This is a genomic window from Rhodoferax ferrireducens (assembly GCF_049302455.1).
Taxonomy (GTDB): Bacteria; Pseudomonadota; Gammaproteobacteria; order Burkholderiales; family Burkholderiaceae_C; genus Rhodoferax; species Rhodoferax ferrireducens_B.
In genome coordinates this window covers 167589-180078 of record NZ_JBAQMD010000040.1, presented here as the reverse complement: position 1 = coordinate 180078, position 12490 = coordinate 167589, and the positions used below count along the sequence as shown (strand labels likewise).

Here is a 12490-nt window from a genome sequence, read left to right as displayed (position 1 = left end):
CAAATGAAATTGAAAATTACTATGGTGGCTGCCATTGCTGCTGCCGCCGGTGTTGCCATGGCCCAGGAGACGGTCGTCAAGATCGGGCACGTTGCTCCGATTTCCGGTGCCCAGGCGACTTATGGCCGGGATAACGAGAATGGCGCCCTGATGGCAATTGACGATCTGAACGCCGCAGGCGTCGTGATCGCGGGCAAAAAAGTCAAGCTGCAACTGGTGGCTGAAGATGATGCAGCCGATCCCAAACAAGGTGCAGCGGTTGCACAAAAACTGTGCGACGCCAAAGTAAATGGTGTGGTCGGTCACCTCAACTCCGGCACCACAATTCCTGCATCCAAGATTTACCATGATTGCGGTATCCCCATGGTCACCCCATCGGCGACCAACCCCAATTTGACCAAGCCTGGCTATAAGACGACTTTCCGCTTGCTGGCCAACGACAACTCGCTCGGCGCTGGTCTGGCTTTTTACGCCGCTGACACTTTGAAACTCAAGCGCATCGCCGTGATTGATGACCGTACGGCTTATGGCCAAGGGGTCGCTGATATTTTCAAGAAAACAGCCGCATCCAAAGGCATCACGATCGTTGATGAACAGTTCACCACCGACAAGGCGGTTGACTTCATGGCAATCCTGACGGCCATCAAGGGCAAAAATCCGGATGGCGTGTTCTTCGGTGGCATGGACGCGCAAGCGGGTCCCATGTTGCGTCAGATGGAGCAACTCGGTCTCAACAATGTCAAGTATTTTGGCGGTGATGGTATTTGTACCCAGGATCTGATCAAACAGTCCGCTGGCGCTAAAACACTTGAACACGTGATTTGCGCCGAGGGCGGTGCCTCCCTGGCCAAAATGCCCGGTGGTGTAGCCTGGAAGGCACGTTACGACGCCAAGTATCCCGGCCAGTTCCAGGTTTACGCCCCCTATGTCTATGACGCCGTGAACGTGATTGTTGACGCCATGAAGCGCGCTGGCAGTGCAGACCCCAAGGTCTATCTCGCCAAATTGGCTGATACCAATTACAAGGGTATTACGACCAATGTGCAGTTTGAACCCAATGGCGAGTTGAAGAACCCGGCTATGACAATCTACACCTACAAGGGTGGAAAAAAAGCAGCTTTGAACTGATCCAGTTCTACACAGAAAGAAAGCCATCTTCGGATGGCTTTTTTCTTGGCCCTTGGGCTCTTGCAAGGGGAAATCAGACTTTGCTCGGTTAAAATTGCGAGTGCTGGAGCGGTGGATGAGTGGTTTAAGTCACACGCCTGGAAAGCGTGCGAGGGGTCAAACCCTCCGGGGGTTCGAATCCCCCCTGCTCCGCCAGTTGACAAGTAAATACGGGCCTTTTGAGGCCCGTATTTCATGCGGCTTTTGCCGGGCTCACATTCACAGACGTCCCAGCAACAGGTACTCCATGAGCGCCTTTTGCACATGCATGCGGTTTTCTGCTTCTTCCCACACCACCGATTGCGCGCCGTCAATCACCTCGGCTTGCACTTCTTCACCCCGGTGCGCGGGCAGGCAGTGCATGAATAGCGCGTCCGGCTTGGCCGCGTGCATCATGTCCAGGTCCACGCACCAGTCAGCAAACGCCACTTTGCGGGCCTCGTTTTCGGCTTCAAAACCCATGCTGGTCCAGACATCGGTGGTGACCAGATCGGCACCGGCGCACGCCTGCATCGGGTCCTGAAATACCTGGTAACTGTCGGCTGAGCGCAGGCCCGCGATGGACTGGTCAACTTCATAGCCACCGGGCGTGCTGACATGCACCTTGAAGCCGAGAATCTCGCTGGCTTGCAGCCAGGTGTTGGCCATGTTGTTACCGTCACCGACCCAGGCAACCGTCTTGCCCGCAATGGAGCCGCGGTGCTCGATGTAGGTAAAGATGTCGGCCAGAATCTGGCACGGGTGAAATTCGTTGGTCAGGCCGTTGATGACCGGCACGCGGGAGTGTTGGGCAAAGCGCTCAATCTTGGTCTGCTCAAAGGTGCGGATCATCACCAGATCGACCATGCGGCTGATCACCTTGGCGCTATCTTCAATCGGCTCGGCGCGGCCCAGCTGGCTGTCGCCGGTGGTCAGATGCACCACGCTGCCGCCCATCTGGTACATGCCAGCCTCAAAGCTGACCCGCGTACGGGTGGAGGCTTTCTCGAAAATCATGGCCAGTGTTCGATCAACCAGCGGGTGGTGCTTTTCGTAGGCCTTGAACTTCTTCTTGATCAGGGCGGCCCGCTCAAACAGGTAGGCGTAGTCGAGGGCAGTGAGGTCGCTGAATTGCAGGTAGTGTTTCATGGCGGATACTCGCAGGGCAGGGTAGGGAGCAGTGGGCGGTTGTCGGCATTCTTCAGCTGGCGTCAGTCAAAAGCTGCTTGATCAGTGGACACAGGATGCTGACCACTTCATCGGCTTCGGTCGCGCTCATGATCAGGGGTGGCACCAGGCGGATGACGGTGTCGGCGGTAACACTGATCAGCAGGCCGTTGTCGGCACATTGCTGGACCAGGGCGGAGCAGGGTTTTGCCAGTTCGACCCCGATCATCAGACCCATCCCTCGAATTTCCTTGATGGCGCCTGAGGCCAGCTCGGCAGACAGCGCAAGAGCGAGGGCTGCCGCCATATGCTTGCCCACCTGCGCCGCGTTCTCCAGCAGGCCATCTTCTTCCATGATGCGAATGGTCTCGACCCCAGCCCGCATGGCCAGCGGGTTGCCGCCAAAAGTAGTGCCGTGGTTGCCAGGCTGAAAAATGGCGGCGGCCTTGGGGCCTGCCACCACCGCACCCACCGGCACACCCGAGCCCAGGCCCTTGGCCAGGGGCATCACGTCAGGCACGATGCCAGCCCATTGATGGGCAAACCATTTGCCGGTGCGGCCCATGCCGCATTGCACCTCGTCAATCATCAGCAACCAGTCACGCTCGTCGCACAGCTGTCGTACCGCCTTGAGATAGTCCATGTGCATGGGGTTGATGCCGCCTTCACCCTGGATGGCCTCAAGAAACACGGCCACCACGTTTGTGTTGCCTTCCGTCGCTGCTTGAAGACTTTCGATGCTGTTGATCGGCACCCGGATGAATCCTTCCACCAGCGGGCCAAAACCAGTCTGCACCTTGGGGTTGCCGGTGGCGCTGAGGGTGGCGATGGAGCGGCCATGAAAGGCCTTCTCGTAAACCACAATCTCCGGCCGCTCAATGCCCTTGTCATGGCCAAATTTGCGCGCCAGCTTCAAGGCGGCTTCGTTCGCTTCCAGACCGGTGGAGCAGAAAAAGACATTGCTCATGCCCGACAGTTCGACCAATTTTTTGGCCAGCACTTCCTGATTGGGCACGTGGTAGTAGTTGCAGCTGTGGATGATTTTGCCGATCTGGTCTTGAAGCGCTGGCACCAGCTTGGCATGGTTGTGGCCCAGGGTGTTGACGGCAATGCCGCCCAGCGCGTCCAGATACGACTTGCCATTGACATCCCAAACGCGGCAGCCCTGGCCATGCGACAGGGCGATGGGCAAACGACCGTAGGTGTTCATGACGTGGGGCGATGCGGCTTCAATGAAAGATGCATTCATGGTTTCAGACTTCATCCAATCAGTTGGGGGACAGAGCCAGCTCGTGCTGCGACGCTGCGGACTATCCCTCCAAGGCTCAAAAATAAAGCGGCCCAACGTGGGTTGGGCCGTTGAAGCGTGATTTTATGGCCATTGGCCTGTCTGCTTTTTTGACAATTTGACATCACTGCGATGCGTTTGATGTTTCAGACAAGTGTTCCAACAAAAAAGCCGTCTTTCGACGGCATTTTTGCTTTGCTTGAGCAGCGCACCCGTTACAAACGGCGGATCGACTTTCAGATAAGTCAATCCGTGCGATTTGCCTGAAAAATCAGGCGGCGATTGCGGCCAGGGCTTTCACCTTGGTCGACAGACGGCTCTTGTCACGAGCGGCCTTGTTTTTGTGGAAGATGCCTTTGTCTGCCACGGTGTCAACCACGGCTTGCATCTTGGCAAACAACTCGGTTGCCTTGGCCTTGTCGCCAGCGACAACTGCTTTTTCCACGTTTTTCACCGCAGTGCGGTATTTGGAGCGCAGCGAGGTGTTTGCAGCGTTGATTTTGACGTCCTGACGGACGCGTTTACGGCCCGACGCCAGGCGCGGGTTCTTTTTCTTGGGTTTTCCAGATGCCATAATTTAGTTCCTTGTGTCTGAGGATGTTGCCAGCAAAGCCTGCGATTCTAACAGGTGCTGGTCTGACGCAGCTACACTTCGGGCGGTGAGTCTCCTCAAATCTGCTTCTATTGTTTCCCTGTTGACACTGGTGTCACGCATTACCGGGTTGGTGCGCGAACTTCTGATTGCATCGACCTTTGGCGCCAATGCCATGACGGACGCGTTTAATGTCGCGTTTCGTATCCCCAACCTGTTTCGCCGCTTTTTTGGCGAAGGCGCCTTCAGTCAGGCCTTTGTGCCGGTGCTGGCGGCCTCCAAAGCGCAGCACGGCGAGGCGGCCACCCAAACCGTGATCAACCATGCCGCCACGGTCCTGACCTGGGCTCTGTTGGTGCTCAGCGTCATCGGCGTGGCGGCAGCCCCGGCCCTGGTGTGGGCCATGGCCAGTGGCCTGCAACAGGATCCGCGCGGCTTTGAGGTGGCTATTGTCATGACGCGCTGGATGTTTCCCTACATTGCCTTCATGTCCCTGGTGGCGTTGGCCGCGGGTGTGCTCAATACCTGGAAGCGTTTTGCCGTGCCGGCCGCCACGCCTGTGTTGTTGAACCTGTGCATGATTGCCGCGGCGTGGCTGGGAGCGCCCTGGTTCAAGACCCTGGGGCTGGAGCCGATCTACGCGCTGGCCGGTGGCGTGCTGTTGGGTGGCGTGCTGCAACTGGGTGTGCAGTGGTGGGCCTTGAAAAAACTCGGTCTCGCCCCCGCTATCGGTCTGCGCTGGCGTGTGTTGCGCGCGGCCTGGGCTGACCCCGCCACCAAAAACATCCTGCGCCTGATGGGACCCGCTTTGTTGGGGGTGAGCGTGGCGCACATCTCGATGCTGATCAACACCCAGATCGCCTCGCATCTGGCGCCCGGCAGCGTGAGCTGGATCACCTATGCCGACCGCTTGATGGAGTTCCCCACGGCCATGCTCGGTGTCGCCATGGGCGTGGTATTGATGCCCCAGCTCGCACTGGCCCGCGCAGCGGGAGACAAGGCGAAATACTCCGCCATGCTGGACTGGGGGCTGCGCCTGGTGGTGCTGCTGGCCGTACCGTGCGCGGTGGCGCTGATCGTGTTCCCGATGCCGCTGGTGGCCGTGCTGTACCACTACGGTGCCATGACTGACTTGGACGTGCAAAAAATTACTTACGCACTGATGGGGTGGGGCGTAGGCTTGATCGGGATCGTGGCCATCAAGGTCCTGGCGCCGGGGTATTACGCCAACCAGGACACCAAAACACCGGTCACCATAGCGGTTGCCGTGTTGCTCATCACGCAGTTGCTCAACGTTGTGCTGGTGCCCGTGTTTGCCCATGCCGCGCTGACGTTGTCAATTGGCATCGGCGCCATGATCAATGCCGGCTGGCTGCTTGTGGGGCTCATGCGGCGTGGCAGCTACAAGCCTGAGCCGGGCTGGGGCGCTTTTGTGTTGCAGGTGATTGCCGCCTGCGCTTTGCTGGCGGTCTTTTTGATGTGGGCCAATGGTGCTTTTGCCTGGACCCAGCTGCGCAGCGAGAGTTTCAAGCGAATTTGGCTTCTAGCCCTCATCCTTATTGGCTCTGGTGCTATATATTTTGCAGCAATCTGGGCGGCGGGCCTGAAGCTTCGTCAGTTCTTGCGGCGCTGAGCGGGGTCAGCGCTGTTGGGCCTTCAGCGCCAGGAAGCCGTCGTTTTCGAATGGACGCGACGGCTTCTTGCTTTTGACAGTTGCTTAAGCCCGCTGGACTTGCACCATCTTCATGGCCGAAGAAATCAGCGCTGACACTTCGGTCATGTTGCTGGGCACAATCAGCGTGGTGGTGGCCTCTGCCGCCACCTTGGAATAGGCGTCCACCGCTTTTTCGGCCACCTTGAGCTGCACCGCCTCGGCACCGCCGGGCTGGCGAATGGCCGACGCGATACGTTCAATCGCTTGGGCGGTGGCCTCGGCGACGGCCAGAATGGATTGCGCATCGCCCTGAGCCTTGTTGATCACCGCCTGCTTTTCGCCTTCAGAGCGGGCAATAAAGGCTTCACGTTCACCGGTGGCTATGTTGATCTGCTCCTGGCGCCGACCTTCTGAGGCGGCGATCAGTGCCCGTTTTTCACGCTCGGCGGTGATTTGCTGCTGCATGGCGTGCAGGATTTCTTTCGGTGGCGTCAAGTCCTTGATTTCATAACGCAGCACCTTGACACCCCAGTTCAATGCGGCCTCATCAATCGCCTGCACCACCTGCGCGTTGATGATGTCGCGCTCTTCAAAGGTTTTGTCGAGTTCGAGCTTGCCAATGACGGAGCGCAGCGAGGTCTGCGCCAACTGAGAGATGGCCACAATGTAATTGCTGGAGCCATAGCTGGCCCGCATCGCATCGGTCACCTGGAAATACAAAATACCATCGACTTGCAACTGGGTGTTGTCACGCGTGATGCAGACCTGGCTGGCAATGTCCAGCGGGACTTCCTTGAGTAGATGCTTGTAGGCTACCTTGTCGACAAAGGGAACCAGAAAGTTCAAACCCGGCATCAGGGTGCCGTTGTATTTGCCCAGCCGCTCGACGACCCACGCGTGTTGTTGGGGAACGACCTTGATGGACTGCGTGACAAAGATCACCGCGATCACGAACAGGATGACTGCAACTTCCATTTAACTCTCCAAAAAATAATAGCTAACCGAATTCACACCTTCTCGACCACCAGGCGGCTGCCAGTCACCTCAACGATGCGGTGCAGACCCGGGGTCGCCACGGCACCCGTCCTCAGTGACACGCTCCAGGCGGCACCTCGGTACCTGGTCGTGCTGGTTCCATCTGCGTTCCACGCCTCTATCTGCAGGGTTTCCCCAATATCCAGATTGACATCCCGGTTGGCACTGGCAGGCAGTGCGGGCGGCTGGTGCTTCCTGTAACTGCGCCAGGCTACAACAAAACCACCACCCAGCAGGGCCGCCACCACCAATTGAGCTGGCACCGTCGCCCCCAGATGGGCGGCGACGGCTGCGCCGGCCAGCCCCAGCGACAGCATGAGCAAATAAAAGGTGCCGGTCAGCAGTTCGGCCGCGATAACCGCCCCCGCCAACAGCCACCAGATCGTCGATTCAGCCATGTTTGTTTCCAATTGTGTTTCCCTTGCCACATTCTGCGGCAAAAGTCGCCATACGCAAGGGCTGAGAATGGATTAGTCCTTACACTTCGCGCCTCATTCCTGAAATTGTTTTGTAAGTGGCTGGAGTTACCAATGAAATTTCGCTTTCCCATCATCATCATTGACGAGGATTTTCGCTCTGAAAACGCCTCCGGCCTGGGTATACGGGCGCTGGCCCAAGCCATCGAGTCAGAAGGCCTGGAAGTGCTGGGTGTAACCAGTTATGGTGACCTGAGCCAGTTTGCGCAGCAGCAAAGCCGCGCCAGTGCCTTCATCATGTCCATTGATGACGAGGAATTTACCCCCGGTCCGGACCTCGACCCGGCAGTGGTGAACTTGCGCCACTTCATCGAAGAGGTGCGTCGTAAAAATCTTGATGTGCCGATCTATATCTACGGCGAGACCAAGACCTCACGCCATTTGCCCAATGACATCCTGCGCGAGCTGCATGGTTTCATTCACATGTTTGAGGACACGCCCGAGTTCGTGGCGCGTCACATTATTCGCGAAGCCAAAGCTTACCTTGAGAGCGTGCAGCCGCCGTTTTTCAAAGCCTTGTTGGACTACGCCGAGAACGGTTCCTACTCCTGGCACTGCCCAGGGCACTCCGGTGGCGTCGCCTTTCTGAAAAGTCCGGTCGGTCAGATGTACCACCAGTTTTATGGCGAGAACATGCTGCGTGCCGACGTCTGCAACGCGGTGGAAGAACTGGGGCAACTGCTCGACCATGATGGTGCGATTGGCAAGAGCGAGCGCAATGCGGCGCGCATCTTCAATGCCGACCACTGCTTTTTTGTGACCAACGGCACCAGTACCAGCAACAAGATGGTGTGGCACCACACCGTGGCGCCCAACGACGTGGTGGTGGTGGACCGCAATTGCCATGTGTCCATCCTGCACGCCATCATCATGACCGGGGCCATTCCGGTGTTTTTGAAGCCCACGCGGAACCACTTCGGCATCATTGGGCCGATTCCCAAGAGCGAGTTTGAGCCAGCGTCCATCAAGGCAAAAATCAAGGCCAACCCTTTGATCAAGGCGCATCTGCCCGACGTGGACCTGAGCCGGATCAAGCCGCGCGTGCTGACGCTGACCCAGTCCACCTACGACGGTGTGCTGTACAACACCGAGACGGTCAAAAACATGCTGGACGGCTATGTGGAGAACATCCATTTTGACGAAGCCTGGTTGCCACATGCGGCATTTCACCCGTTTTACGGCACCTACCATGCGATGGGCAAAAAGCGCTCGCGCCCCAAGCACGCCATGGTCTATGCCACGCAATCCATTCACAAGCTGCTGGCCGGCATCAGCCAGGCCAGCCAGGTGCTGGTGCAGGATTCGCAAACCGTCAAGCTCGACAAGCACCTGTTCAACGACGCGTACCTGATGCACACCAGTACCAGCCCGCAGTACAGCATCATTGCCAGTTGCGACGTGGCTGCCGCCATGATGGAGCCACCCGGCGGCACCGCGCTGGTGGAAGAAAGCATCGCTGAAGCGCTCGATTTCCGCCGTGCCATGCGCAAGATCGACGAAGAATACGGTACCGACTGGTGGTTCAAGGTTTGGGGACCGGACAAACTGGTGGACGAGGGCATTGGCCGCGCCGATGCCTGGGTGATCAAAGGTGAATCCGCCAAAGCCAAGGCGGGTGTCAACTGGCACGGCTTTGGCAAAATGGCCACCGGCTTCAACATGCTCGACCCGATCAAATCGACGGTGGTCACGCCCGGCATGGACTTGAACGGCAAGTTTGCCAAGACCGGCATTCCGGCCAGCATCGTCACCAAGTTCCTCTCCGAACACGGCGTGGTGGTCGAGAAGACCGGGCTTTACAGCTTTTTCATCATGTTCACCATCGGCATCACCAAGGGCCGCTGGAACAGCATGTTGACCGCCTTGCAGCAGTTCAAGGACGATTACGCCAAGAACCAGCCGATGTGGCGCATCCTGCCCGAGTTTTGCCAGAAGTACCCCAAATACGAAACCATGGGGCTGGCTGACCTGTGCCAGCACGTGCACCAGCTCTACGCCAAATATGACATTGCGCGCCTGACCACCGACATGTATTTGAGTGACCTGGCGCCGGCCATGAAGCCCAGCGATGCCTATGCCCACATTGCGCTGCGCAAGACCGAGCGCGTGGCGATTGATGATTTGGAAGGTCGCATCACGGTTGGCCTGGTCACACCTTACCCGCCCGGCATTCCCTTGTTGATCCCGGGCGAAGTGTTCAACAAGAAGATCGTGGACTACCTGAAATTTGCCCGCGAGTTCAATACCCAGTGCCCCGGTTTTGAAACTGATATTCATGGACTGGTGGAAGAACAGGATGCTGACGGGCAGCGGCACTACTATGCTGATTGCGTCAAGTCCTGATTCAAGCCTTGAAGTGAGAAGCTATTAATTTAATAGCTTCTAACCCAGGTAATACGGGGGCTACAGCCCTATTTTATCAAGATTCCACGACCGCCACGGCGGTCTGGCTGACGCCGCAATCGACATAAGAAATCTGCCCGGTCATGCCGGACGCCAGGTCGCTGAGCAAGAAAGCGGCCACATTGCCGACCTCTTCAATCGTCACGTTGCGCTTCAAAGGCGATGCGCTGGCTGAAATGGCCAGCAAGCGGCCAAAATCCTTGATGCCGCTGGCCGCCAGTGTCTTGACGGCGCCAGCGCTCAGGCCGTTCACGCGCATGCCGCGTGGGCCAATCGCATCGGCCAAGTAACGCACCGACGACTCCAGTGACGCCTTGGCCAAACCCATGGTGTTGTAGCTGGGCACCACGCGCACGCCGCCCAAGTAAGTGAGTGTGAGCAAGGACGCCTTGTCGTTGAGGTAGGGCAGGGCAGCCTTGGCCATGGCGGGGAAGCTGTAGGCGCTGATGTCGTGCGCGATGCGAAAGTTTTCGCGCGTCAATCCGTCCAGAAAATTGCCGGCAATGGCCTCGCGCGGCGCGTAGCCAATGCTGTGCACAAAGCCATCAAATTTGGGCCAGTGCTTGGCCAAATCGGTGAACAGTTTTTCAATCTGGGCATCGTCTGCCACATCGCAGTCAAACACCAGCGTGGAACCAAAATCGGCCGCAAACTCAGTGATGCGCTCCTTGAAACGCTCGCCCACGTAGCTGAAGGCCAGTTCCGCGCCTTGTTCGTGGCAGGCTTGCGCGATGCCGTAAGCAATCGAGCGTTTGGACAAAACACCGGTAATCAGCAATTTTTTTCCTGTCAGGAATCCCATAGTGGTCTCTTCTCTCAGTTCTATATGCAGTTAAATCGTCGCCGTCTCGAAATCGGCTTGAAAAGCCGTTTATAGCGGCATTCATCATGCCCGCCCGACGGCAGGTGTCGTTGATGCAGAATTGTCGCATGCGACGTTTGTTTTTTTTATGCCTGTCTGTTGTTTGCAGTCCGTTGTGGGCGGCGCATGGGTACGCGCTGTGGGGCGATCTGAAGTACGGTGCCAATTTTTCGCACTTCGATTATGTCAACCCGAACGCGCCCAAGGGTGGTGAACTGCGGCTGGTGAGCAATTTGCGCGTGTCCACTTTTGACAAGTACAACCCGTTCACGATCAAGGGCTCGGCCCCGGCGTATCTGGCAGATTTGATGTTTGACTCGCTGCTGACGGGCGCGCTGGATGAAACCGGCGCCGGTTACGGCCTGCTGGCGCGTGACGTGGACGTGGCGCCAGATGGCTTGAGTGCCACCTTTCGCCTGGCGCCCGAGGCCCGCTTTCACAACGGTGACCCGGTGTTGGCCCAGGACGTGAAATACAGCTTTGACACTTTGATGGGGCCGCACACGTCGCCGGCCTACAAGAGTCTGCTTGAAGATGTGGCGGGTCTGGAGGTGCTCGATGAGCGCACTGTGCGCTACCGCTTCAAAAAACCGAACCGGGAACTGCCGCTCACCGTTGGCGGTTTGCCGGTGTTCAGCCGGGCCTGGGGCAGGGTGAATGGCAATGTCAAGTCATTTGATCAAATCGTCACCGACATCCCGATTGGCAGCGGCCCCTACAAAATTGGTCCGGTGCGCTTTGGCAAAGACATCACTTATGTGCGTGACCCGAACTATTGGGCCAGGGACCTGAATGTGAAGCGTGGCAGCAACAACTTTGATCGCATCACGGTCAAGATTTACAAGGACGGTACGGCGCGACTGGAAGCGCTCAAAGCCGGTGAGTTTGATTTGATGCGTTTTTTCTCGGCTGGCGATTGGGCGCGCCGGGTGAACGGCAAGCGTTTTGACAGTGGTGAGTTGGTCAAGGCTGAGTTCAAACACCGTTTGCCGACCGGTTTTCAGAGCTACGTGCTCAACACCCGGCGCGACAAGCTCAAGGACCTACGCGTGCGCCAGGCGCTGGGCTTGGCGCTGGATTTCGAATGGATGAACCGGCAGATGTTCTACAACGCCTACCAGCGCGTCAATGGCCTGTTTGGCAACACCGATTGCCAGGCCAGCGGGATGCCCAGCGCGCAAGAACTGGCGTTGATGACCCCTTGGCGCCAAGACATCCCGCCAGCCGCTTTGGGTCCCATGGCGGTCGCGCCGCGCACCGATGGTGATTCATCCCTGCGCGCCAACCTGCGCCAGGCCCAGTCCCTGCTGAAGGCCGCAGGCTGGGAGGTGCGCGATGGGGCCTTGCGCAACGCCCAGGGCCAGGCGTTTGAAATTGAGTACCTGGACAGCAACGAGAGCGGTGCCCGCATGGCGGCGCCGTGGGCGCGAAATCTGGAAAAAATTGGCATCACTTTGAGCTTTCGCCCGGTGGACTTTGCCCTGTACCAGCAACGCCTGCAGAAGTTTGAGTTCGACATCACCTCGATTGCCTATGGCGGCACCCACAACCCGGGGCAGGAATATGCCGACATGTTTGGCTCCAAGGCGGCCGATCAGGAAGATTCCGGCAATTTTGCGGGCGTCAAGAACCCGGCCGTCGATGCGTTGATCAGCGCGATGACCAGTGCCAGGTCCAAGGCCGAACTGCTGCCCGCGTGCCGTGCGCTGGATCGTGTCATCAGTCACAGTCATTTTCTGATTCCCCAATGGAGCGCGGGCACACATCGCATGGTGTACAACAGTTGGCGCCTGGCCAAACCCGAGTCGATGCCGCCCTATGCGGCGGGCGAGGGCTGGGCGATCGACACCTGGTGGGCCAAATAAAC

At 58.0% G+C, this 12490-nt stretch carries 10 protein-coding genes and 1 tRNA gene; 5 read left to right on the top strand and 6 right to left on the bottom strand.

Features of this window, described 5'->3' with window-relative positions; all coding sequences use genetic code 11:
- Together WA157_RS07875 and WA157_RS07870 are read left to right on the top strand one after the other, a co-directional pair.
- Nucleotides 1–1128, top strand: a 1128-nt coding sequence (locus WA157_RS07875; RefSeq protein WP_422620415.1) for a branched-chain amino acid ABC transporter substrate-binding protein, incomplete at its 5' end; no start/stop codon positions are given.
- A gap of 105 nt (nucleotides 1129–1233) precedes the next feature.
- Nucleotides 1234–1323 (top strand) — tRNA-Ser (locus WA157_RS07870).
- Nucleotides 1324–1386: 63 nt separating this feature from the next.
- Here the strand turns inward: WA157_RS07870 and argF are convergent.
- The 3 genes from argF to rpsT all read right to left on the bottom strand — a co-directional run bounded on the left by argF (nucleotide 1387) and on the right by rpsT (nucleotide 4175).
- Nucleotides 1387–2295: an ornithine carbamoyltransferase gene (gene argF, locus WA157_RS07865; RefSeq protein WP_422620414.1), complete on the bottom strand. Its 909-nt coding sequence runs from the start codon at nucleotides 2293–2295 to the stop codon at nucleotides 1387–1389.
- A gap of 52 nt (nucleotides 2296–2347) precedes the next feature.
- Complete coding sequence (locus WA157_RS07860; RefSeq protein WP_422620413.1) at nucleotides 2348–3562, bottom strand: aspartate aminotransferase family protein; 1215 nt, start codon at nucleotides 3560–3562, stop codon at nucleotides 2348–2350.
- Nucleotides 3563–3872: 310 nt separating this feature from the next.
- Entirely contained in the window at nucleotides 3873–4175 is a 303-nt protein-coding gene (rpsT, locus tag WA157_RS07855) for a 30S ribosomal protein S20 (RefSeq protein ID WP_011464414.1), read from the bottom strand.
- Nucleotides 4176–4260: 85 nt separating this feature from the next.
- Between rpsT and murJ the strand changes: the two genes are divergently transcribed.
- Nucleotides 4261–5826, top strand: coding sequence for a murein biosynthesis integral membrane protein MurJ (gene murJ / locus WA157_RS07850; protein WP_422620412.1), 1566 nt, complete (start codon nucleotides 4261–4263; stop codon nucleotides 5824–5826).
- 84 nt (nucleotides 5827–5910) lie between these two features.
- On the opposite strand, the gene WA157_RS07845 is transcribed toward murJ, so the two are convergent.
- Both WA157_RS07845 and WA157_RS07840 read right to left on the bottom strand, forming a co-directional pair.
- On the bottom strand, nucleotides 5911–6822 hold the full coding sequence (locus tag WA157_RS07845; RefSeq protein ID WP_011464416.1) for an SPFH domain-containing protein: 912 nt from the start codon (nucleotides 6820–6822) through the stop codon (nucleotides 5911–5913).
- Between the two features lie 32 nt (nucleotides 6823–6854).
- Complete coding sequence (locus tag WA157_RS07840; RefSeq protein WP_422620411.1) at nucleotides 6855–7280, bottom strand: NfeD family protein; 426 nt, start codon at nucleotides 7278–7280, stop codon at nucleotides 6855–6857.
- Between the two features lie 132 nt (nucleotides 7281–7412).
- On the opposite strand from WA157_RS07840, the gene WA157_RS07835 reads away from it, so the two are divergent.
- A complete protein-coding gene (locus WA157_RS07835; protein WP_422620410.1) occupies nucleotides 7413–9701 on the top strand; it encodes an Orn/Lys/Arg decarboxylase N-terminal domain-containing protein in 2289 nt (762 codons plus the stop codon).
- A gap of 76 nt (nucleotides 9702–9777) precedes the next feature.
- Here the strand turns inward: WA157_RS07835 and fabI are convergent, their stop codons facing one another.
- Nucleotides 9778–10563: an enoyl-ACP reductase FabI gene (gene fabI, locus WA157_RS07830; RefSeq protein WP_422620409.1), complete on the bottom strand. Its 786-nt coding sequence runs from the start codon at nucleotides 10561–10563 to the stop codon at nucleotides 9778–9780.
- A gap of 128 nt (nucleotides 10564–10691) precedes the next feature.
- On the opposite strand from fabI, the gene WA157_RS07825 reads away from it, so the two are divergent.
- Entirely contained in the window at nucleotides 10692–12488 is a 1797-nt protein-coding gene (locus tag WA157_RS07825; protein ID WP_422620408.1) for an extracellular solute-binding protein, read from the top strand.
- Nucleotides 12489–12490: the final 2 nt, after the last annotated feature.